The sequence below is a fragment of the Staphylococcus sp. GDB9P120P genome (assembly GCF_017893435.1).
GTDB lineage: Bacteria > Bacillota > Bacilli > Staphylococcales > Staphylococcaceae > Staphylococcus > Staphylococcus cohnii.
In genome coordinates this window covers 710639-734064 of sequence record NZ_JAESNB010000002.1, presented here as the reverse complement: position 1 = coordinate 734064, position 23426 = coordinate 710639, and the positions used below count along the sequence as shown (strand labels likewise).

Annotated in this window: 18 protein-coding genes; 7 read left to right on the top strand and 11 right to left on the bottom strand. The window is 31.5% G+C overall.

What is annotated here, in order from left to right; genetic code table 11:
- Nucleotides 1–324: 324 nt before the first annotated feature.
- The 3 genes from KA856_RS03285 to KA856_RS03275 all read right to left on the bottom strand — a co-directional run bounded on the left by KA856_RS03285 (nt 325) and on the right by KA856_RS03275 (nt 4018).
- A complete protein-coding gene (locus KA856_RS03285) occupies nt 325–1533 on the bottom strand; it encodes a putative multidrug effflux MFS transporter TcaB (RefSeq protein ID WP_107385106.1) in 1209 nt (402 codons plus the stop codon).
- A 268-nt stretch (nt 1534–1801) separates the two neighbouring features.
- On the bottom strand, nt 1802–3190 hold the full coding sequence (locus KA856_RS03280) for a membrane-associated protein TcaA (protein WP_181187375.1): 1389 nt from the start codon (nt 3188–3190) through the stop codon (nt 1802–1804).
- A 363-nt stretch (nt 3191–3553) separates the two neighbouring features.
- Complete coding sequence (locus KA856_RS03275; protein ID WP_107385132.1) at nt 3554–4018, bottom strand: MarR family transcriptional regulator TcaR; 465 nt, start codon at nt 4016–4018, stop codon at nt 3554–3556.
- A gap of 223 nt (nt 4019–4241) precedes the next feature.
- Between KA856_RS03275 and KA856_RS03270 the strand changes: the two genes are divergently transcribed.
- On the top strand, nt 4242–5213 hold the full coding sequence (locus tag KA856_RS03270) for a YdcF family protein (RefSeq protein ID WP_107385133.1): 972 nt from the start codon (nt 4242–4244) through the stop codon (nt 5211–5213).
- A gap of 164 nt (nt 5214–5377) precedes the next feature.
- Here KA856_RS03270 and KA856_RS03265 read toward each other — a convergent pair whose 3' ends face one another.
- Nucleotides 5378–6046 (bottom strand): ABC transporter ATP-binding protein, encoded by a 669-nt coding sequence (locus tag KA856_RS03265; RefSeq protein WP_107385134.1) that lies wholly within the window; start codon nt 6044–6046, stop codon nt 5378–5380.
- Nucleotides 6046–7098, bottom strand: a complete 1053-nt coding sequence (locus KA856_RS03260) for an ABC transporter permease (RefSeq protein ID WP_107385695.1) — start codon at nt 7096–7098, stop codon at nt 6046–6048. Before KA856_RS03260 ends, KA856_RS03265 begins: the two co-directional genes overlap by 1 nt.
- Before the next feature lie 155 nt (nt 7099–7253).
- Between KA856_RS03260 and KA856_RS03255 the strand changes: the two genes are divergently transcribed.
- Nucleotides 7254–7928 carry a response regulator transcription factor gene (locus KA856_RS03255; RefSeq protein ID WP_107385696.1) on the top strand — a complete coding sequence of 225 codons (675 nt, stop codon included), beginning with the start codon at nt 7254–7256 and terminating at the stop codon, nt 7926–7928.
- Nucleotides 7921–9285, top strand: a complete 1365-nt coding sequence (locus KA856_RS03250) for a sensor histidine kinase (RefSeq protein WP_107385137.1) — start codon at nt 7921–7923, stop codon at nt 9283–9285. Before KA856_RS03255 ends, KA856_RS03250 begins: the two co-directional genes overlap by 8 nt.
- A 215-nt stretch (nt 9286–9500) precedes the next feature.
- Here the strand turns inward: KA856_RS03250 and mqo are convergent, their stop codons facing one another.
- Nucleotides 9501–10979 (bottom strand): malate dehydrogenase (quinone), encoded by a 1479-nt coding sequence (gene mqo / locus KA856_RS03245; RefSeq protein ID WP_107385138.1) that lies wholly within the window; start codon nt 10977–10979, stop codon nt 9501–9503.
- Nucleotides 10980–11373: 394 nt separating this feature from the next.
- Between mqo and KA856_RS03240 the strand changes: the two genes are divergently transcribed.
- Complete coding sequence (locus KA856_RS03240) at nt 11374–12525, top strand: glycosyltransferase family 4 protein (RefSeq protein ID WP_107385697.1); 1152 nt, start codon at nt 11374–11376, stop codon at nt 12523–12525.
- 380 nt (nt 12526–12905) lie between these two features.
- On the opposite strand, the gene KA856_RS03235 is transcribed toward KA856_RS03240, so the two are convergent.
- A complete protein-coding gene (locus tag KA856_RS03235; protein WP_107385698.1) occupies nt 12906–14510 on the bottom strand; it encodes an L-lactate permease in 1605 nt (534 codons plus the stop codon).
- A gap of 275 nt (nt 14511–14785) precedes the next feature.
- Here KA856_RS03235 and KA856_RS03230 point away from each other — a divergent pair, with 275 nt between their 5' ends.
- Nucleotides 14786–16483, top strand: coding sequence for a CDP-glycerol glycerophosphotransferase family protein (locus tag KA856_RS03230; protein WP_107384983.1), 1698 nt, complete (start codon nt 14786–14788; stop codon nt 16481–16483).
- Nucleotides 16484–16738: 255 nt separating this feature from the next.
- On the opposite strand, the gene KA856_RS03225 is transcribed toward KA856_RS03230, so the two are convergent.
- Together KA856_RS03225 and KA856_RS03220 are read right to left on the bottom strand one after the other, a co-directional pair.
- Complete coding sequence (locus KA856_RS03225; protein WP_107385699.1) at nt 16739–17593, bottom strand: hypothetical protein; 855 nt, start codon at nt 17591–17593, stop codon at nt 16739–16741.
- 269 nt (nt 17594–17862) lie between these two features.
- A complete protein-coding gene (locus tag KA856_RS03220; RefSeq protein WP_107384985.1) occupies nt 17863–18381 on the bottom strand; it encodes a GNAT family N-acetyltransferase in 519 nt (172 codons plus the stop codon).
- A gap of 253 nt (nt 18382–18634) precedes the next feature.
- On the opposite strand from KA856_RS03220, the gene KA856_RS03215 reads away from it, so the two are divergent.
- A complete protein-coding gene (locus tag KA856_RS03215) occupies nt 18635–19624 on the top strand; it encodes an acrylyl-CoA reductase family protein (protein ID WP_107384986.1) in 990 nt (329 codons plus the stop codon).
- Nucleotides 19625–19838: 214 nt separating this feature from the next.
- Nucleotides 19839–21203, top strand: a complete 1365-nt coding sequence (glcP, locus tag KA856_RS03210; protein WP_154409439.1) for a glucose transporter GlcP — start codon at nt 19839–19841, stop codon at nt 21201–21203.
- A gap of 678 nt (nt 21204–21881) precedes the next feature.
- Here the strand turns inward: glcP and KA856_RS03205 are convergent.
- Both KA856_RS03205 and KA856_RS03200 read right to left on the bottom strand, forming a co-directional pair.
- A complete protein-coding gene (locus tag KA856_RS03205; RefSeq protein ID WP_107384987.1) occupies nt 21882–22283 on the bottom strand; it encodes a GNAT family N-acetyltransferase in 402 nt (133 codons plus the stop codon).
- Nucleotides 22284–22341: 58 nt separating this feature from the next.
- Entirely contained in the window at nt 22342–23373 is a 1032-nt protein-coding gene (locus KA856_RS03200) for an NAD(P)/FAD-dependent oxidoreductase (RefSeq protein ID WP_107385700.1), read from the bottom strand.
- Nucleotides 23374–23426 lie beyond the last annotated feature (53 nt).

Genomic DNA, 23426 nt, shown 5'->3' with positions numbered 1-23426 from the left:
AATTTCTACAAAATAATAGAAATTTAATAGTCTCATTATATTAACTAATTCGAACACATATATATAAAAATTGATACTATAATAGTGCGACATAATCTAGTATCTGTAGATCAACATGGTATACCAAAAGCAAATAGATTTTCACCAACCTCAATCACTCATGCAAAATAAATCAAAGTAAGACAGCAATTTAATTTATTTAAACGGATGTCATTGCCACACCTTCTGCTCTGTGGATTAAAGTTGAATTAACTTTAAGTATTTGAGCTGAAGCTCATGCATCAGTTACTGCCAATGTAACACCAAGATTTTACACATATGCACTTATGCTCTTTTCCTTGTTCTAAACACAAAGTAACTCATCACTTGCAGCAATATTAATAACAGACCCGCGATTATGATAATTGTGATATAAGGCACATAATTCCCTTCTCCCATTAAACCTACGAGCGGTGAAACCACCCCTCCTAATAAGTATTGCACAAGTCCAAGTAAACTTGATGCACTCCCATTACCTCCAGTACGTTCATCCATCGCAATAGAAAAACCAAGCGTTGCTACACCAGTAACTGGTGCAACAAGAATGATAAAACCTAAGAATAAAATCCATATTGAAAAATGGTTTAATAAAGTAATCGTTACACTTAAAATTCCTACTAATTGAATCAACGTCAAAATCCGTAATAATGTTTGTCGATTTATATAATCAACGAACTTACCAGTCAATTGACTTGAAATAATGAGACTAATACCAATAACTGCAAACATAATACTAAATTGCTGTGGAGACATACCATATATATGTTGCGTGATAAATGGAGAAGCTGAAATATAACTAAACAAGATGATAAATGTGACACCTTGAATCAACATTGGTAATACAAAACGTGGCGTTACTAATAATTGTTTAAAATTCTTAAATATAATTGCTATATGAGGACTGTCTCTATGTTCGATAGATAATGATTCTGGTACTTTAAACATAGTCCCCAAAAACATAAGTATCCCAAATAAAGTTAGTATGACAAAAACCATATGCCAAGTGGAAAATGATAAGATCACGCCACCTAAAGCAGGTGCTAACACAGGTGCCACACCATTGACTAACATAAGTAAAGCTAAAAATTTTGTTAATTGTTTGCCACTGTACAAATCGCTAGAAATCGCCCTAGAAATAACTGCGCCTGCGCCTCCACAAAAACCTTGTACAAACCTTAAAATAATCATCCACCATATATTGTTTACAAAAATAATACCTAAACTTGCTAATGTAAATAACAACATCGCAATCATAAGTGGTTGCTTACGCCCGATTGAATCAGAAAAAGGACCCGTGAATAAATTCCCAACGGCTAAACCAATCATAAATAAAGATAAAGTTAATTGTGAAGTTGAAGTTGTCGTATTAAAATCAGACTGAATTTGAGGTAAACCAGGTAAAAACATATCAATCGATAAGGCACCAATCGCAGTTAACGCACCTAGAATTAAAATAAAAATGAATGATTGCTTTTGTTGTTGATTATCTACCATTTTATAACTCCTTCAAAAATTACTTGAAATATCCAATTCGACGATATTTACACTTGTTTATGTATTGTTAACTAACTTATTACAAATTATTAATTAATAAGCATTATTACTATTATAGCTTTAGCTTAAAAACAAAGAAAGTGTCAATTTCTATTAACTATTATAGAAATTGACACTTATTCATGAGTCAGTGTTGGCTTGTTTCCAGATTCCTCTGCTTATCCACTACTCCATATATTATATTATTATCAGCAAGCATATCTTTATATTACTCTTCCGAATATTTCACAACTTTAAGGTTACTGGCATCATCATCGCCTTCAAGTTGGTAATCCACTTCGCCATATTGACCATTTTCTTTGACGGTTTGAGCTGTAATATAAAATGTTTCACCTTGTCTCACAATTTCAGTGATTTGTGGCTGAGGTAAATAAAATACAGCATTTTCTTTCACATTATTTTTTATAGATTTATAGTTATCAGTATTTTTTTTCAAATAAGATGAAACTAATTTAAAGTTACTTTGACTATGTGCATTATTCATTGCAGCAGTATAATTACCGAAAAAACGAGCCACCTTATTTCTGAAGCTATTTTCTTCTTTTTCTTTTTTATCTACATAGTCTTGAATTTCATCACCATCAAAGTTCAATGTTACATATGTTTTATCCTTCAAGTTATCCGTTTTAACAGTCGTTTCAGCTGATTTAAATGTCTTTTTCTTCGCTTCTCCTTCAGCAGAAACTGTTAACTCTTGTGTTTTTGGATATGGTCCTATTTCTTTATTATCAGCATAGTCATATGTTTTATCATTCACTTTCACTTTAACAGTATCTTTATCTATTTCAGATGCACCTTTCAAATCTAAGACGATATAAGCTTCATTAAAATCTTCTGATACATCAACTGTCTCATGATTACTATTATTAAAATTAAATTTGAGTTCACCGCTAAACTGTCCGTTAGCCATCTCTTTTTTAGACTCTATGACGTAATCACCTGGTATAAATTCACCGAGTACTGTCGTCTTATTCTTCTGTGCATGTACTGTTCTTTGTTTATCATTTGCTTTGAATTTGTAAGTTGTATCGTACTTAGGCTTTACAATCGCTTCTTTTGTAGGCGCTGTAAAACTCATATTATCAAATATCAAGTAACGTTGCCCATTTTTGCTGATACGCAAAACTTTTTCACCATTTTTTGCTGTTACAAAGTCTTCTTCACTAGTCTCATTTTTATTTAATGATTTTATTTTTTGCTTAATATCTTTCGTATATTCTTTCATGCCAACTTCTTTTTTTATATATTTAATATAAGCTTTTGCCTCATTTTCATCTACACTATTATTTTGCGTGCTTAATAAGGTTGATAATTTTTGAGTATCATTATTATCTACTGCGTTAATTAATATTTCCGATTGTGCTTCCGGCGAATTAAAATTTTTCAATAAGATAAATATAATAACCAGCAGGATAATGATAAAAGCTGCAATACCCCAGGGAATAATTTTCCTTGCTTTGCTATTAACAGTTTTTTTATTTTCTTTTGAAGTTCGAGTCATTTTTTCGTTACTAGTCGACTCTAAACGATAGCCACAATGACTACATCTTCGTTGTCCTATCCTTATGTTTCCCCCACATTTAGGGCACTTTTGCATTTTATCACCACGCTTAGTCCTTATTTTTTACATTATCCCGTTATTTTAACATAATATATTCATAAACTATACGGCTTTATCAAGCCATTTTCACCAATTTTTTGTAGTTTTTTAATTAAGTAAAATTCATTTTTACGCTACTTTATTTCTATTATATGTACATGAATAAGTAAAAGATATACATCATTAGTCCAATGTCTTTTTACAATTCCTTTAATTTTTTCTTCAATCTTATATAGTTGTTCTTTTAATGAGGCACTTCAAATAAATCATTTTTACATGAACACATCATTCTAGTTATTGAAATATGTTTTAATTAAACGCATTTTGCTTTACTTAAAAATATTATCATTGTTTTTACTATTAAACACTGTGTTTCAAATTGAAATTTTTTAATCTTTGATCAATAATCTCTAAAACATATCTTGCTTGTTCGATTTGTTCATCCGATAAGTCGTGTAATATATCACTGACAATTGTATTGATAATTTCCTTACTTTGTTTATTAAATTGTTTACCTTTTGCTGTTAATTTAATATATTTTAACCTTTGATCTGCATTTTCTTCAGCTTTCTCCCATTGCACTACTTCTGCTTGTATTAATTTTTTTATTCTCCGGCTAACGGCAGCTTTATTTACGCCTTGTCTTTCAGTTATTTCTGTTAATGTCATTGCTTTTTCGTTTTCTAACATTAATATAACATTGGCTTGCTCTTTTGATACGTTATAGTCTTCTCTTAGTTCTTTTAACAATTTAGCTAATAAAGTATTCACATCATTTATAAACTCACCCATAAAATCAATATGACTACTTAAATTTTTAACCATAACTTCTCGCACCTCTACTATTCTAGCTCACATAAGTAAACGTTATTTTTTTTATATTATGTTAATAATATCAATATTCGAGACGGTATAAAAGCAGAAATTTCTAACCGCTGCGTTTTTAATTTTTAAACCTATCTAAATTACAATCAACAATACCTATAAAATTTGATTAATTTTAAGAATTGCTCTACATTTAAAATATTATAAATTTTCGGGGTGAACCATGTATACGTTGTCTTTAATTATAAGTTTATTTATTTTATGTGGTTTTATTGCTATGTATAAGAATTTAAAATTTACTACTAATTTAACTTTTTTTGTAATTCAAATCATTTTAGGCTACATTGTTATCATCTTACATGTAGGTAAGTCATCTTTGCCGATCCCTCTAATCATAACGATGTTTGTTGGTGTATTGCTTTTACACATCAAACATCATCATCTATTTAAACATAGTGTAAGCACACTTTTTTTGCGCCGTTTATACGCTATAGCATATAAGGTATTACTGTTCATGATTGCTTGTGCTTATATTAGTCTAATTCCTGTGGGCATCAATGTGATTTTTTATTGGTTAGCCGCTATTGCCTTTAGTGCATGTTTCACCTTCATTTGTTATGCACTTTGTGCCTCTGCCTTTTCAAATGTTACGTATAAACAAGATTTTGACGTCATATTGGTGTTGGGCGCAGGTATTTTTACAGAACAAGTAACACCTATGCTTGCTAAAAGATTGGACAAAGCTATAACGTTATACCATTTACATCCAGGCGCACATATCATTGTTAGTGGTGGGCAAGGACCTGACGAACCAATTTCAGAAGCCTTGGCTATGTATCGATATTTAGTGCAAAGAAATATTAATCCTTCAGCAATCATACTTGAAGACCAATCGACGAGCACTTATGAGAACCTTAAATATACGAAAGTGCTCATTCAGCAATTATTTAAATATGAACCAAATATCATATGTGTCACTAGTCAATTTCATATTATGCGCGCTTTAAGGTTTGGACAAAAATTAAATCTCAATTTAAAAGGTGTCGGCAGTCATACACCTTATCATTTTTTTGAAATTGCATTAATCAGGGACTTTTTAGCCATCATGTATCAATATAAGCTTTTACTAACTTGTTTTTTTGCAGTGTTATTTTGGGCATGTATAATGGCACTGTGGCATATACCAACCATTTAAAGTCATTAACTACGAAATAATATGTGGATACTACATTCGATTGAATGTGCAATGCTATTCATAAAAAAGGGAGTGGGACAGAAATCTAATTTTATTAAAAAGATTTCTATCCTACTCCCATTTAATTTGAAAACACGACTTTTATCATGTCTCTTTTAAATATACTATCGATTAACAATGACACCATCATCTAATTCGATTACTCTGTCAGCATAATCAAATAGTCTTTTATCATGTGTAATCATAATACCTATCATATTTTTACTTTGAATTTGATTTTTAATCATATCTATCACTTCTGTAGCACGTTCGGCATCTAAGCTTGCAGTTGGCTCGTCAGCTAATATTATTTTAGGATTATTCATTAATGATCTCATGATGGCAACACGTTGCTTTTGTCCACCTGAAAGTGTGTGTGGAAATACGTTTAACTGGTCTGCTAAACCGATTTGTGTTAATAATTTTTCTGCTCTATCAGTGGCTTCTTTTTTAGCCATTCCCGCTTCTTTACCTATAGTTATTAACTGATCTTTAACTTTTAAATACGGTACTAAGTGTGAAGATTGAAATATAAATCCAATTTCATTTAATCTTAGTTCAGAAGCTTTTTTATCACTATCGTATAAATGTTCACCATTATATAATATTTCTCCACTACTTTGTGACAATAATCCACCTAAAATAGTTAAAAGCGTCGTTTTACCAGAACCTGAGGCTCCATTTAAAATTATAAATTCTCCTTCATTCACTTCAAAATTGATCCCTTTTAGTACTTTAGTTTCGGAAGAGCCTTTACCAAAAGATTTTTTAATATCTTTAACTTGTAAACTCATTATTCTCCACCTCCTATAGCTTCAATAGGGTCTACTTTAAATAATTTAATAAATGATAATGCTGCACCGACAATTGCAACAACTATGAAAATACCCACGACTAATAATATATTTGTAACAGTTACATGGAAAGGCATAGAAATTGGCATTACTAATGACAATCCACTGATTAACGCCACAGAAATAATAACTGCAATCATTGTAGTTATTAATATTTGAATGATTAATGCACTTAATAAATGTCTTGTCTTAATTCCAATTGCTTTTAAAATACCGATTTCAGGAATTTTTTGTATCGTCATAACATAGAAGAATGCACTAAGGACTATAGCAGAAATAACAAACAAGCTAACTATCATCATATTAAGTGGTGCTTGTTCTGCTTGATAACTTGGTATTTCACTTGTGATATCATCTTCTGTAAATACATCTATACCATTAATATCTTCTAATTTATTCATCTGTTTTTGTGACATATCTTTAATTGGATAAACAGTACTCACATTTTTATTCAATTCATCAAATCCATTATTATTCATCATAACCACTGAACTATGAGAATACATTGTGTCATCCAAAACACCTGAAACTTTTAACGTTTTACCGTCTTTAATTTTAATGTTGTCTCCAACATCTACCCCACTTGCAGTTAATTTACTATTAATTGCAATTTCATTGTCTTTTTTAGGATAATGCCCTTCTGACAATTTGGGTTTTTCATTTTTCACTGTATTCGTCATAACAACATCTTCTTCATCTTTATCAATTTTCAAAGTTTGAGATGCTATTTTTAAAGGTGACTGCCCGCTAATATCTTCAATCTTCTCTTGCTGTTCTGGTTTAATAATTGATTTTTCAATTTGTGGTGTTTTGTTATTTTGCATCACATATTTTTCAGCTTTCATATTGTCTAACATAGAAATATTTTCTCTTGCTAAACCTTGTGCCAACCCACTAATAAATAGAACCATAACGCCTAATAATAATATAATTAACATGATTAATATATAACGAAATTTATAATATTTTATTTCTTGCCATGCTAATTTCATAGTGATTCACTCCCTTTCAAGAACTTATATTTAAAGTTTAGTCTCTGTATATGAACTCAATATGAACTATGATTAACTTTTTGAAATATTTCCTATTTGTTAAGTTAAATTTTTCCATATATAATGTCTGTAAAATGATTAAGGAGATTTTGAGCATGACAACTTGTTTAATTGTCGATGATGACAGTAAAATTTTAGAATATGTTTCAAATTATATTTCACGAGAAGGATTAGATGTAGTAACACAATCAAGTGCTGAAAACGCATTGTCATATTTAGATACACATCAAGTTGATATTGCTATCGTAGATGTAATGATGTCTGGCATGAGTGGTTTTGAATTATGTAAAATTTTAAAAGAAGATTTTGAAATGCCAGTTATTATGTTAACAGCTAGAGACGCACTTAGTGATAAAGAACAAGCTTATTTAACTGGCACAGACGATTATGTTACCAAGCCATTTGAAGTGAAAGAACTTATCTTTAGAATAAAGGCCGTATTAAAACGCTATAATATAAATGCTAATAATGAGTTGAAAGTTGGAAATCTTACGCTTAATCAAGCTTATTTAGAGCTTCAATCTTCTACTAAATCAATGAACTTGCCAAATAAAGAGTTTCAACTCTTATTCTTACTTGCCTCGCATCCAAAACAAGTATTTAACCGTGATGATTTGATTGAAAAAATTTGGGGGTTTGATTATGAAGGTGATGAACGAACAGTTGACGTACACATTAAACGTTTGAGAAAACGTTTATCGAAACTAGGAGCTACTATTACAATTCATACAGTGCGTGGCTTAGGTTACAAGGTTGATGACAATGTTTAAATCACTATATTCACGTATTGCTATATATACAATCGTCATCTTACTATCAAGCGCTGTGCTTAGTTTCCTATTAACTAACGTCATTTATCATAATCATTTAAAAGAGAATAATGATGCTAAAATCATGAGAACATTAAAAGATGCAATTTCTTATGAAAAGCAATCTAAAATACAATTGCCAAAACCCTTTTTCGAACACCTTGGACAGATGAATTATCAAGTTATGACCGTATCAGAAAATGGTAAAAAAGCTTATTATGGTACTGCATTTAGAAAAGACAATGTTGACTCGAAAAATATTAAATCTGTCTTAAAGGGAAATGACTATCACGGGATAAGCAATTTACCATACAATCCTTTCATCACTGGATTCTTTGAAAATACTACTCAAAATACTGTTGGTGTGCAATTTCAATCCAATGGTCATAACTATGCAGTATTTATGAGACCAGACATTGGAAAAACATTTAGTGAATTTAGAATTTTCTTAGTCATATTAATTACACTATTATTAGTCATCTCAATCATTTGGGTTATTTCTTCAACTTACATGATTATTAAACCAATACAACAGTTAAAACAAGCGACTGAAAGATTAATGGAAGGCAATTTTGATGTGCCAATAGATATTAAGCGTAATGATGAATTCGGCACGTTGCAATACCGTTTTGATAAAATGAGACTTTCTTTAAAACAAGTAGATGACATGAGACAACACTTTGTTCAAAATGTTTCACATGAGATTAAAACACCCTTAACGCATATTCATCATTTACTTGATCAATTAAAATTTACAAAAAGTGCCACAGAACGAGAACAGTATATAGACGAAATATACCAAATTACAACGCAACTAAGTGAATTAACAAAAGAACTTTTATTGTTATCAGAAATTGATAATGGGGAGCATCTAGAATTAACTGATCATATCGAACTCAATAAGCTCATTAAACAGATTATACGTCATGAACAATTTGCGACGAACGAAAAAGAGTTAATTATTATGTCTGATTTAGCTAATATATCATTAATAGGAAATGAGCGACTATTAAATCAAGCATTTCAAAATTTAATAACTAATGCGATTAAATATTCAGAACAAGGTGGTACAATTGACATTACACTCACACATGATACTGATCACATTCGTTTTAATATAACTGATGATGGTCAAGGTATGACACCAGAAACTCAATCTCGTCTATTTGAACGTTTTTATAAAGCAAGCAATCATGATAATAGTAATGGCTTAGGCTTAGCAATTGCTAAAGCTATTTTTGAATTACACAATGGCACAATTGAAGTATCAAGTAAGAAATATGAAGGTACTACTTTCACTGTTAATATCAATAAATAACAAGCGTGTAAACGCCTAGAAAACCATATGTTTCAGAGGCCACGGGTTCGATGCTCGAACCATCATACAACATACTTGTGGTATACATGCACGATCAAAATTTCAAGATTTAAATATAAAGAAGCGCTAACCCGTAATGGATTAGCGCTTCTATTTTAAGTATGGAAATTTATCTCGCAAGAACTTCATTTAATAAAATGAGTACATCATACTTATTAATTAATTTTTAAGTTTTTAGTTATTTCTTTATTAATTTGAGTGTATAAAGCTTCATTTTCTGATAATTTCATACCAAATGAAGGCACTATTTCTTTAATTTTTTCTTCCCAATTGTTAAATTCATCTTTGTAACAACGTTGAAGTACATCAAACATGATGTCAACTGCAGTCGAAGCGCCTGGAGAAGCGCCTAAAAGTGCTGCTAAAGAACCATCTTCAGAAGTAATAACCTCAGTACCAAATTGTAAAGTACCTTTTCCTTTATCAGTATCTTTAATGACTTGTACACGTTGTCCTGCAACTACAATTTCCCAATTTTCACTTTTAGCATTTGGCACAAATTGACGTAAATCTTCCATTCTCTCCTCGTTTGACAGTGTTAGTTGAGAAATTAAATATTTAGTTAAGTTCATTTCTTTAATTCCTGCCGATAACATTGTTATAAGGTTGTTTGGTTTCACTGATTTTATTAAATCCATATTTGAACCTGTCTTTAGGAATTTTGGTGAAAAGCCAGCAAATGGTCCAAACAATAAGGTACGCTTGCCATCAATATAACGTGTGTCTAAATGTGGTACTGACATCGGTGGCGCACCAACAGCTGCTTTTCCATAAACTTTCGCAAGATGTTTTGAAGTAATAGCCTCGTCTCTACAAACTAAGAACAGACCACTTACTGGGAATCCACCAATATGTTTAGACTCCTTAATGCCTGTTTTTTGTAATAAAGGTAAACTCGCTCCACCGGCACCTATAAATACAAAGTCGCTATCTACTATTGTAACTTCATCCGTTTTCAAATCTTTCACTTTAACTTCCCAAGTTCCATCTTTACGTTGACTCAGATTTTCTACTTCATGTTCGTAATTAAGTTCTACGTTTTTATCTTCTAAATTAGAGAATAGTTTTTTTGTTAGCGCGCTAAAATTTACATCAGTCCCCGTTTTGTCATATGTAATAGCCATTGGTATATTTGATGTGCGCCCTTCCATAATCAACGGTGCCCATTCTAAAATTTGATCTTTGTCATCCGTAATTTCCATATTACTAAACAAAATATTTTTATTTAATCTTTCAACACGTCTTCTTAAAAAATCTACATTACGTACGCCCTGTACAAAGCTCATATGTGGCACAGGTTTAATAAAAGCTTCTGGTTTTGATAATTGACCTTGCTTAACAAGGTAATTCCAAAATTGTTTTGTAATTTGAAACTGTTCATTAATTTTAACAGCTTTAGTAATATCAATTGATCCATCTTTGTTTTCGTTTGTATAATTTAGTTCGCATAATGCAGAATGCCCTGTTCCTGCATTATTCCATGCATTCGAACTTTCTTCTGCTGGTGTAGATAATCTTTCAAACATTTTAATGTCTTTCTCAGGTGCAAGTTCTTTTAATAAAGTTCCTAGTGTTGCGCTCATGATACCGCCGCCAATTAATATGACATCTGTTTTGCTATGTTGTTTACTCATAACAAACACAGTCCCCCTTTTATATATGTTTATAGACACGTTATCTTTATCTAGGAAAGTCTCAACCATGATAAAGCGTTTTCTATAGTAAATGATTTAAATCTTAATCTACTATAATTATACGAAGTACTTAAAAAATAGCAGAATCTTTTGGTACACTTCTAATTATATACGTTATTGCCCTATGAAAAAAGGGCTTTCAGTAATTCTACTTAAATTATGTTAATACCTGTTAACTATCATTGCTATGATACGACTTAAATTACTATTTTAAATTTAAATATATTGAGCAAATTACATTGTGTCTCATATAACCTTCATTACTTTATCAATCACCTAAATTTCATGCTATAATAAATTCTAATTTAATTCTTATACTTTTGGAGGTATTCCAATGAAATCTATCACTTTTTTTACGCATAACTTATATGCTATGGGTGGTACCGTTAAATCTATTTCTCAATTAGCTAATGTTTTAGCTGAAAAAGGCCATCAAGTTGAAATCATTTCCGTTTTCAAAGGGGCTTCTAAACCTTATTTCAAGCTACATAAATCTATTAAAGTGCGTGCTTTAACAGACTATCAATTACAATTTTTTAATATTAAGGATATTTTTTTCAATAGAATCCACAAATATACCTCTTTTTCTAAACCAAAATTAATTTCTCAATATGAACCAGGACTATATCAGTTTTCACATTATATTGAAAACAAAATGATTAAAGCAATACGTAATGTTTCTACTGATATACTCATAGGTACACGCGCGAGTTTCAATATATTAATTGCTCACTATGGTTCACAAAATGTAGAGAAGATTGGTATGGAGCATATGAATTTTGAAGCACACAACATTGCTTTACAAAGAGAAATTGCAGATGCTTATCAATATTTAGATAAAGTAACCACACTAACAGAAAGTGATAAAAGTAAATATGAAGCTTTCATTCAAACTCCTGTTTATGTCATACCCAATATTTTAAATGAACCTCGCCTCTCAGTATCAAAAGATAAAATCATCACTGCTGCAGGACGATTAGAATACGAGAAAGGATTCGATCTATTAATTCAAAGTATCATACCTATTCAACAAGAGGTCAGACGTTTTAAATATCAAATACACATCTATGGTGATGGAAAAGAACACGAACTCTTACAACAATTAATCATAGAGCATCAACTGGCAGATATCATAAAGCTTTATGGTTCAACTCAACAATTAAACGAAAAATTAGCTAAAAGTGATATTACAGTCATCCCCTCTCGTAATGAAGGTTTCGGAATGGTGATTTTAGAAGCAATGAATCAAAGTAATGTTGTGGTTAGCTTTAATGGTAACGCTGGCCCAGATGCACTGATACAAAATAACGTCAATGGATATTTAGTAGCACATGGAAATGTAGAAGATCTTTCTAATAAACTACTACGACTTATAAACCAAGAATTTAATAAACAAGCGATCATAGAAAATGGATACCAAACTGTTCAATCATTTTCATCAGATTCTGTCTACCATTACTTTCAAATGATGATAGCGTCGAAATAAAAAAGAAACTTTTAGTTTTTTCCATATGCCAGCTTTAGTACATTATTTCACTATGATTCCATTTATCAATTGATTTATTCACCATAACAAACAACGCCACTGTTAATTATTATATATTAAATATTGGTAGTGATTTGTCCGTCTCCTGTGGGAATATCACTAGCCGAAGACTACAAGCTAAGGCAGTGCCCACGGATAGTGGGCACAAAAAAACTGTCAACAAAGTCGGAAACTTTGTCGACAGCCTGAATGAAGCCATATGGCTTCTTTTTTTCTATCTTTATATTTAACTTCGTGTTTCGATATAATACCAAATCAAAGCAGCCTTAATTCTGCGTATTTACAGATAACTGACTAGCAAACATATCAATGCTGTTGTTTTAATGAATGATAAAGCTCAACATAAATGTCCATAAACATACAAAGATAATAAATGCAAAACTATAACGCAATGTCATTTTTAATAATTCCGATTCCTTACCTACCTGTTGTACAGATGCAGTTGCAATAGCAATGGACTGAGGTGAAATCAATTTAGCTGCTACACCACCAGCAGTATTGGCTGATACAAGTAATGCACCACTTGTACCAATATTATTAGCTACTGCTGCCTGTATCGGAGCAAATAACGTATTATTATTTGTCACAGAACCAGTTAAAAATACGCCGATCCAACCTAAAACAGGTGATAATAGAGGGAAGACTGATCCTGCCTTAGCAATACCTTCACCTAAAGCATTACTTAAACCTGCATAAGTCATTAATTTAGAAATAATTAAAATAATACAAATTGTAATAATAGGCAACCATAATTCTTTAAAAGTTAATTTTAACAAACGTGTTGCATCAAGCATATTCACTTGTTTTGACATCAATATAGTTATTAAAATTACTAATAAAATTGCTGTACCAGTTTGTCCAATGATATTGAGTGGCAATGTAATTGCTTTATCAGCAATAGCGCTATACGTACCTGGAAGTTGAATATTAAATACTAATGCACTCAATGCACCATTAGATGTGAACAGTCCTTTAAATTGTGGTGCGCTCCAAACCATAACCAATACTGTTAAAATCACAAATGGACTCCACGCATATATTAAAGTTTTAAAATTATGTTTTACAATAGTCTTAGGTTCTCCGCTATCTTTCAATCTAAATATATTTTTTGGTTGATGTTTTTTAGAATATACTGCTAAAGCTAACATTGATACTAACGGTGGGATAATATCAGCTAGTTCTGGTCCAATAAACACCGTGATCAAAGCTTGTAGTATGGTAAAAGTCCCACCAACAATAAGGATTGCTGGTAATGTTTCTTTAATACCTTTAAAACCATCAATAATCCATACTAATAAAAATGGTATAAACATATTCATAACCGATAAAGTTAAAGCCGACATTTGAGAAACCGCAAAACCTGTAACATCACCTGGCAAACCAAGTGTATCAATTACAGTGACAGGTAAACCAATAGCTCCAAAAGCACCAGCTGAAGCGTTGGCAATTAAACATAACATTGCAGCTTCTAAAGGCTTAAAGCCCAACTGAGTTAATAATAAAGCACATATCGCAATCGGTACACCAAAACCTGCTGCACCTTCTAAAAATCCATTAAATGCAAAACCTATGAGCAATAATTGGATACGATGGTCTTGAGATACACTCGCAATACTATCTTGAATCTTATCAAATTGCCCAGTTTCATTTGTAACTTTATATAACAAAACTGCCATAATTACAATATAACCAATTGGAATTACACCTTGGAAAAATCCTTCAATTGATGCACCTGTAGCGATATTCATAGGCAATTTGAATATCGTTATGGCAAGTATCAACGTAACGACTAATGTCGTAATTGAAGCGTATATCCCTTTCATTTTAAAAATGGTTAAACATAATAAAAATAAAATGATAGGGATAGCAGCCACAATACTGGATAATAATACATTGTTAAAGGGGTTAATACTTTCTACAAACATATATACTCACTTCCTATACTTAAAATAATTAATCATCCTTTTATTTGTGAATTATTTCACATAAATTATAACATCTACTTTAAGTAAAATACAATAATTTTCAAAAAATTAAAAGCCCAAAATTAAAGTTTTTTAATTTTCTAATAAACTACAATTGAATATATATCAATTCAGGCGCTGTACGTCAGTAATGATATGAATATCAATGTTTCTTTTATCTATGACATATTAAATGATAAAATAGGGATAATAATATTTAAATAGAGGGATTATAAATGATAAAGCAAATAGAATTTTCAACGTGGGACCTTTTAGCTCAGCATCTTGAGAAAGCTACAGCGGAAGGATATTCTCATTTTGTATATATAGATCAAAATAGTGAGATTTATCAATCAATGTTAGAGGCAGTTACACTAAGACCCGTCACTATCGTTGCAGATTATACAATCAATCAGCAATATTTAAATGATTGCCGATATTTCGGTAAATCAGAAATCACTTTTAATGATTGGATGGATAATCTAAATCATTTTCCAAATATTATTTTTCATATAGAAACTGCTCAAAAAATAATAAACAAATATACAGTTAATAATATATTTGATTTAGCATTATTATCACTTTTACAAGATGATGTTGCTACAGATAGCCATGTTGTTTTTAATTTCAAACATACGTATACAACTAGTGATGCTGTTTGGAATTGCATTCAAGCGTTCACGCCATTAAACACTACTAAATTTAATTTAAACAAATTAGCCTTTGAACATAAACACACGTTACCATTTAAAAATAGTGAAACATTAGCACCTAATAATGATGATATTCGATTTACAGATAAAGTGCTTAAAAATACTAAATTCAAACTTCCACATTGGCTTTATAATTTAATTCAACATCATTACGAAAAAAAACATGATGAAATCAGTTATATTTACAAAAAAGATAAATCGAAAGTTAAAAATCATATTGTCTTTTTAGGTTTTGATTATGGGTTCCGAGGTAATTCTCGCTATTTATTTAATCATTTTGCAAAATATTTTTCTAAATTACCTATATTTTTTATAACTAATGATGTAAATGGACCTAATTTTATTGATCCAAATGATGCGAAAGCAAAAAGTCTTATCGAAACAGCAAGTGTGGTCATTTTAGAAAACGATATCCCCGACGATATCAAACCAAATGGTACAATTATACAACTGTGGCATGGCACACCTATAAAAAAACTATTTTTAGATAGTCATGAACCAAATGAAAATCTCAATATTTATAATTATCGCGCACGCAAATATAATAAATGGTTACAACAAGACTATTTCATCAGTGATTCCGGAGCCATTATGGAACATTTTAAATCTGCATTTCCACAACAACATACTCATTTATTAAATTGTGGTTATCCAAGAATTAGATATTTATTAGATAAACAATCTGATCAACCTTATATCTCATTCATTAAGAAAGAATTAAAGCTAGACCCTCAAAAACAAACATTACTTTACGTTCCTACATGGAAAGCAGCAAATGAAACAACCGATTTATTACCAATTAGTGATGGTTTATTAAATAAATATAACGTTATCTTTAAAGGACATGTCAACGATCAATCTAACTATATGCCTGAAAATGCTATCATTGCACCTTCACATATAGAAATTCAAGATTTGTTGTTAGTATCAGATACAGTATTGACAGACTATTCTTCAATTATTTTTGATGCACTCACGATTGATAAAACTGTCTGCCAATATACGCCTGATCACGAAAAATATGTTTGCGAACGTGGTGTTTATGAAGATGTTATGCATTCTCTTTCTACAGTTCGATATAGTGATTCAAAAGCACTTTTAAATGATTTAATCAGTCATCAAATGAAAGATATACACGATAATCCATTTATAAACAAAGACAATCATGCTTTTGAAACGATTTCCCATATTATTCAAAAGTCTATTAATTCCAACACATAAACTTAATAATCAAAAATACAATCAACGATTTGTTGCCGACTTTAAACTTCAAAGTTTTCATATTCCAATGTTAACTTTGGAGTTTTTTTAAATATAAAATGTGTTTTAAGTGATAACAATAGTAACATGAGTATATACTGCAAAGTTAAGCAAAAATAAAAAGAAGCAAGTTAGAAATCAATTTTTTTCAAATTCATTTCATCTACTTGCCTCTTTATCATATTAAGTATAAAACTTGCACTATTTTATGATTCTTTATTGTTGATATGCTGGGTCAACTACTCTAACAGTACCTTGTTGGTCAACTGTTACAATTGAATAACTACCCGGTTGTGCTTGATTTTGGAAACTAAAAATATAGCTATAATTGCCTTCACTACCTTCAATAGCGTAATCATTATAAGGATTAGATTGGCCATTTAACGCATTAACTTCTGCAGTTGCATTATCTAATGAATTTTGGAAATTAGGCAATGACTGTAAAGCTGTTTGTGGGTCAGTACTACCTGAAGTAATGTTTTGTGCAACAGGTACTGCATTTTGACCTTGATAAGGTGCCACATATTGAGAAGTTCCACTGTTATTTGTGTTACCCTCATTCGAACTGCTTGCACTATTAGAAGCTTGGTCTGCATTACTATTTGCATTACTTGCTGTACTATCATTGTTACTCGTATTGCTTGAATTATCACCATTATTTGAAGTACCGCTATTGTTAGCACTTTCATTGGAACCATTAGTCGAACTATCATTGGCATTGTCACTATTTCCAGAATTGCTACTGTCATCAGAGCTAGAACTAGAGTCAGAATTAGAGTCAGAGCTAGAACTAGAGTCAGAATTAGAGTCAGAGCTAGAACTAGAGTCAGAACCATTTTTATCAGCATCACTATCTGAGTTGCTGTCTGATTTGCTATCCGAATTTTCATCGGAACTATCATTGTCTTTTTTGTCATCACTCTTAGAATCTTTTGAGTCTTTTGATTTGTCATCGGAAGACTGTTTGTCTTTCGAGCTATCATCTTTATTACCACCATTGTCATCACTACCATTAGAACAAGCAGCAAGCGCTAATGTAAGTGTAAGAAAACCTGCTAATAACTTTTTCATATAATAAGCCTCCTTAGTTGTGTCTTTCTCATTGCCTAATTAAAAGTTATGTAATGTATTTAGCAATTAGGATGAATGAGAATTATTATGTTATTCACTATTATTATTAAAATAAACACCTTTTATCAAAACTTTTTTTGAAATAAATATAATTTTTACAAAAACTTAAAACTTTAGAACTTTAATTAAATAATTAGCTTTTATAATAGACAAACAGCGATTCAAAATAATTAAACAGATTAAAGAAAAAATGACTTTTTCAAAAGCTACTATATGTTTTTTTCCATAATTAAATCTGTATCTACCACGTTACCAGTATAAAATTCATGAGAACCTGTTATACGCAATCCTTGATTTTTATAGAAATTTAATGCTTTGTCATTATATTCCCATACGCCTAACCAAATTTTTGTCTTGTACAACTCGCGTGCTTTCTTAATTGCAAAATCAAAAACTTTTTTCCCTTTACCTCCACCTTGCGATTGAGGTAAAAAGTATATTCTTTGTATTTCTAAGTAGTCTTCCCCCATTGCTTCAGTTTGTGCATCATCTATATTCAATTTAAAATAACCTACAATTTCATTATTACTGAGATAAAAATATGTGAATGAATGTTTATTACGTAACTCTTCTTGTAACGTTTCCACATTATATGCCTGTTTAAAATAGATTTCAAAATCTTCCTCTGTATATCCACCATCTCTAAATGTATGTTTGAATGTCGCAATACTAATTTCTCTTAATTGGTGTACTTCCGATTCTTTTACTAATTCAATATTATCAGTCATACTTCATCGCCCCTTTTTATCATCTTGTCAATTAGTATACTAAAATGTTAAATATGTTACTATACGACTTAATATATTTATTTGACAACTTAAAGTATAGCGTTATGACATAAAATTCAAGTCCCCTAAAATTAAAACGCTTACTTTTAAATCAGTGCTTTTACGCTTATTGTGAAATTAACAATAACATGATAAAGTAGTTCTAGTTTTTTAATTGTTCATAAATATATACATAAGGGAGTGCCATAAGGCAATGACTAAAACATTTAAAGCTTTTGTGGTCAATGAACAAGACGGCAAAGTAACAAGCGAATTTAAAGATATGACAATAGATGAGCTTCCAGAAGGTGAAGTATTGATTAAAACAAAATATTCTGGAATTAATTATAAAGATGCACTAGCTACATTGGACAATTCAAAAATTGTTAGCAGTTATCCGATGGTGCCTGGCATAGATTTGGCAGGTGTTGTGGCTCACTCTGACACACATGCTTTTGAGCCAGGAGATGAGGTCATCGTTACTGGTTACGGTTTAGGGACAGACCATTTCGGAGGTTTTAGTGAATATGTGCGCGTAAAAGAAGAATGGATTGTACCTTTACCTAAAGATCTCACACTTGAAGAAGCTATGATATATGGGACAGCAGGTTACACAGCTGGTTTAGCAATTGAAAGATTAGAACATAATGGGCTATCAGTAGAAAAAGATCAAGTACTTGTGAGAGGTGCAACAGGTGGTGTAGGAACATTAGCGATAATGATGTTAAATGGAATTGGATACGATGTAATCGCTAGTACAGGTAAAACCGAAGCTACTGAAGCACTCAAAACGATAGGTGCAAAAGATGTTATATCTAGAATTACCAAAGAAGATAATAAACCTCTAGGTAAACGCACATGGCAAGCTGTTATCGATCCAGTTGGTGGCGACAGTTTTTCACAAGTTATTAAACAACTTAATTATAATGGTAGTGTTGCACTCATCGGCATGACAGGAGGCGCTACATTCGACAGTTCAGTCTTTCCTTTCATATTAAGAGGCGTAAACGTTATAGGTATTGACTCGGTATATACAGAAATGAGACAACGAAAACACATTTGGCGTCGTCTATCTAAAGATTTAAAACCAGACCAATTACATGATATAAAACATAATATAAAATTTAAAGATATTAAAAAAAGCATAGATGAAGTGATTCAACATAATAATTCTGGTAGAATTGTTATCGAATTTGACTCATAAGATGATTCTATAAACTCCGCACATCAAGCAAAAATGGATGTGCGGAGTTTTATTTGATATCAACTTATATAACTATACATTTTTATTTAAACTACAAAAATATTATAATTCATATAACTATATATCAATAGATAAATTTATTATACTTTAACATTTACAATTAAAATATGAAAGCGTATACTTATTATTATTGAATATTATCAGGAGGGTTTATATGGGAATCAAAGTGAATAAAAAGCTCATCTTTTTCCTTGGTGCATTGGGAGGATTACTCTATGGTTATGACATGGGAGTTATATCAGGTGCACTATTATTTATAAAAGATGATATACCGTTAAATAGTTTTACTGAAGGTCTTGTCGTTGCGTCTATGTTAGTCGGCGCTATATTTGGCTCCGGTGCGAGTGGACCTATGTCTGATAGGTTAGGTCGTAGACGCGTTGTATTTATTATCGCTATTATTTATATTGTCGGTGCATTAATTTTAGCCTTGGCACCATCAATGCCAGTATTAGTAATCGGTAGACTTGTTATCGGATTAGCTGTCGGTGGTTCAACAGCAATCGTACCAGTATATTTATCTGAAATGGCACCTACCGAACAACGTGGTTCGTTAAGTTCATTAAACCAATTAATGATTACAATTGGTATTTTATCTTCATATTTAATTAACTATGCTTTTACACCAATCGAAGGATGGAGATGGATGCTCGGTCTAGCAGTATTACCTTCACTCATTCTTTTAATCGGTGTGGCATTTATGCCTGAAAGCCCTAGATGGCTACTTGAACATAAAAGTGAAAAAGCTGCTCGTGATGTTATGAAATTAACGTTTAAAGAAAGCGAAATCGATAAAGAAATTGCCGATATGAAAGAAATAAATGCTATTTCTGAAAGCACTTGGAATGTTTTAAAATCACCTTGGTTACGACCAACACTTATCATTGGTAGTGTATTTGCTTTATTACAACAAATTATAGGTATTAACGCTATTATTTATTATGCACCAACGATATTTAGTAAAGCTGGTCTTGGTGATGCAACTTCTATATTAGGTACGGTTGGTATTGGTACTGTAAACGTCCTTATTACGATTGTAGCGATTATGATTATTGATAAAATAGATCGTAAGCGATTATTAGTAATTGGTAATATTGGTATGGTGGCATCACTATTAATCATGGCAATATTAGTTTGGACAATCGGTATTCAATCTTCTGCTTGGATTATGGTCGCTTGTCTAACACTTTTCATCATATTCTTTGGATTCACTTGGGGACCAGTACTTTGGGTTATGTTACCAGAATTATTCCCAATGCGTGCACGTGGTGCTGCAACAGGAATCGCTGCTTTAGTACTATCGATTGGTAGTTTACTAGTTGCGCAATTATTCCCTATTTTGACTGATGTTTTATCAGTAGAACAAGTATTCTTGATCTTCGCAGCTGTTGGTGTCTTCGCTTTAATCTTTGTCATTAAATACTTACCAGAAACACGTGGACGCAGTTTAGAAGAAATTGAAGCTGATTTGCGTTCTAGAACAAATGCAACAGATGTCAATGTTAAAGAGTCAAAATAAACACTATATTTCTAAATCACAACTAAAATGAGTTTTTATGATATTAAAAAATCCATTCTCAAAATAAGAGAGCTAATCCATCTTGGATTTGCTCAGACTGTCAACAAAGTCTCCGACTTTGTTGGCAGTTTTTTTGTGCACGCTTTCCGCGGGCACTGCCTTAGCCTGTAGTCTTCGGCTAGTGCGCTTCCCGCAGGAGTCGGCCCAAATACTGCCAATATCACACTAAAAATATTATTAATTCAGAGACTATTTTGTCTCAAATCAATGAGACAAACAATCAAAGAAGTTGTGAAAAGTAGATACTTTTCACTCCCAAGAAGCATTGGGGATTGAAACAAATAAATGAAGATTAACACAAGAAAAAGCTATATAAATAAACATTAGACAAACCCTTCGCAAATTAATGCGAAGGGTTTGTTTACGTTCTGAGCTAATCCACCTTGGATTACTCTTTTTGTATCTTGCAAATTAATCGTGCATGCTTCCTTGGGATATGGTTCTACTCGTATCATTCCCCTGAGTGCTAACGCGTATAATTATCGCTAAAAAATGAAAACATTTAATATAAAATAAAAACACGTCAGTTACTATAATGATGATATAGAAATTGACGTGTACTTTCAGATATATCTATCTCCATGTCACTTCTTTGCATCTTAATATTTTTAAAAATATTTAGTATTTGATATACATACCACAAGAATGAGGTTCCGTAGTCGTAAATCCGAATTGTTCATATAATTTATCTGCCGGATAATCTGCCATTAAACTCACATAAGTACCATCTTCTGAAACAGATGAGATATATTTCATAATATCTGTCATTACCTGTTTACCATAACCCTGACCTTGATAACGTGGTTCTACTGCTATGTCAATAATTTGAAAAGCAGTACCTCCATCACCAATTACTCTTCCCATCGCTATTAATAAGTCGTCATCATATATTGTGACGTCAAAGCATGCATTTGATATCCCTTTTTCTGCCGCCTTTTGTGATTTTTCACTCAATCCAGCTTTTTTCCTCATATTTCTATAATCTTGTACCGTTGGTGCCTCATATTTTACTTTAACCATGTTGTGTCATCCCCCAAACTACAAAGCAAACATTTATAGCATAATCATATAAATGTGTTTATAAATATTTTTTCATCACTACTTTATTAGACTCTTTAAATGCATCATTATGACTAGATACATAACCTTCAGGATCCGCTTCAGGTTCAACATAAAGTTTAGCTAGATTAGCTGCGTTTGCTGCATCACTAAAAGCACTCGCGATTAAATGTGCTTTTGCTTCATGATAAATAATATCACCACAAGCATATAAACCTTCAATACTCGTTGCCGTGTTACCAAATCCTTTAATATTATATTCACTATGCATATCAACTTGAGTTGTAGACTGTTCTAACAATGTATTTTCTCTATCAAATCCATGACTGACAATAACTTCGTCGAAAGATCGTACCTCTTGTTCTCCTGTTTCAATGTTTTCTAATATTACTTGTTCTATACGTGACTGGGTTTCGTCACCTATTAATTGATAAATATGTGTGTTGGCTAACTTTTCCACTGCAAGTTTATTTAATATATCTTTCATTGCTTCATAACCTTTGATATCCGCTTTTCGATAAATTAATGTCACACTATTAGCATAACCACTTAAATCATTCGCCCAGTCTAGCGCAGAATTACCTGCACCTGAAATCAACACATCTTTGTCTTTAAAATGTTTTAAGGACTGAACTACATAATGTAAATTTGTTAATTGATATCTTTCTGCTCCCTTGATATCAAGTTGTTTTGGATTAATGATACCACCACCAATGGCGATGATGACAGATTTTGATTCATATACATTTCCTTTATTGGTCTCTACTTCAAAATGGCGTTCAGCCATTTTTCTAATATCTATAACGCGTTCCTCTAAATTTACTTTAGGATTAAAATGTAAACCTTGACTAACAGTATCTTGAATAATTTCATAACAAGGCTTCGGTGCCAATCCCCCGATATCCCAAATAATCTTTTCGGGATAAACGTGCATTTTACCACCTAGCTTATCTTGAATATCAATAATTCTTACATTCATCCCTCTTAATCCAGAATAAAAGCTCGCGAACAAACCGGCTGGTCCACCACCGATAATGATTACATCATCCATAATAATCCTCCTACATGTACTTCTTCTTAATACCTATTATCCTATTATTGATA

Bases quoted from the DNA above. Each gene is read 5' to 3' on its own strand.
- KA856_RS03285 (WP_107385106.1), bottom strand. From the start codon at position 1,533: ATGGTAGATAATCAACAACAAAAGCAATCATTCATTTTTATTTTAATT.
- KA856_RS03225 (WP_107385699.1), bottom strand. From the start codon at position 17,593: ATGAAAAAGTTATTAGCAGGTTTTCTTACACTTACATTAGCGCTTGCT.
- KA856_RS03215 (WP_107384986.1), top strand. From the start codon at position 18,635: ATGACTAAAACATTTAAAGCTTTTGTGGTCAATGAACAAGACGGCAAA.
- KA856_RS03280 (WP_181187375.1), bottom strand. From the start codon at position 3,190: ATGCAAAAGTGCCCTAAATGTGGGGGAAACATAAGGATAGGACAACGA.
- KA856_RS03205 (WP_107384987.1), bottom strand. From the start codon at position 22,283: ATGGTTAAAGTAAAATATGAGGCACCAACGGTACAAGATTATAGAAAT.
- KA856_RS03220 (WP_107384985.1), bottom strand. From the start codon at position 18,381: ATGACTGATAATATTGAATTAGTAAAAGAATCGGAAGTACACCAATTA.
- KA856_RS03255 (WP_107385696.1), top strand. From the start codon at position 7,254: ATGACAACTTGTTTAATTGTCGATGATGACAGTAAAATTTTAGAATAT.
- KA856_RS03250 (WP_107385137.1), top strand. From the start codon at position 7,921: ATGTTTAAATCACTATATTCACGTATTGCTATATATACAATCGTCATC.
- KA856_RS03275 (WP_107385132.1), bottom strand. From the start codon at position 4,018: ATGGTTAAAAATTTAAGTAGTCATATTGATTTTATGGGTGAGTTTATA.
- mqo (WP_107385138.1), bottom strand. From the start codon at position 10,979: ATGAGTAAACAACATAGCAAAACAGATGTCATATTAATTGGCGGCGGT.
- KA856_RS03265 (WP_107385134.1), bottom strand. From the start codon at position 6,046: ATGAGTTTACAAGTTAAAGATATTAAAAAATCTTTTGGTAAAGGCTCT.
- KA856_RS03200 (WP_107385700.1), bottom strand. From the start codon at position 23,373: ATGGATGATGTAATCATTATCGGTGGTGGACCAGCCGGTTTGTTCGCG.
- KA856_RS03235 (WP_107385698.1), bottom strand. From the start codon at position 14,510: ATGTTTGTAGAAAGTATTAACCCCTTTAACAATGTATTATTATCCAGT.
- KA856_RS03240 (WP_107385697.1), top strand. From the start codon at position 11,374: ATGAAATCTATCACTTTTTTTACGCATAACTTATATGCTATGGGTGGT.
- KA856_RS03260 (WP_107385695.1), bottom strand. From the start codon at position 7,098: ATGAAATTAGCATGGCAAGAAATAAAATATTATAAATTTCGTTATATA.
- KA856_RS03230 (WP_107384983.1), top strand. From the start codon at position 14,786: ATGATAAAGCAAATAGAATTTTCAACGTGGGACCTTTTAGCTCAGCAT.
- KA856_RS03270 (WP_107385133.1), top strand. From the start codon at position 4,242: ATGTATACGTTGTCTTTAATTATAAGTTTATTTATTTTATGTGGTTTT.
- glcP (WP_154409439.1), top strand. From the start codon at position 19,839: ATGGGAATCAAAGTGAATAAAAAGCTCATCTTTTTCCTTGGTGCATTG.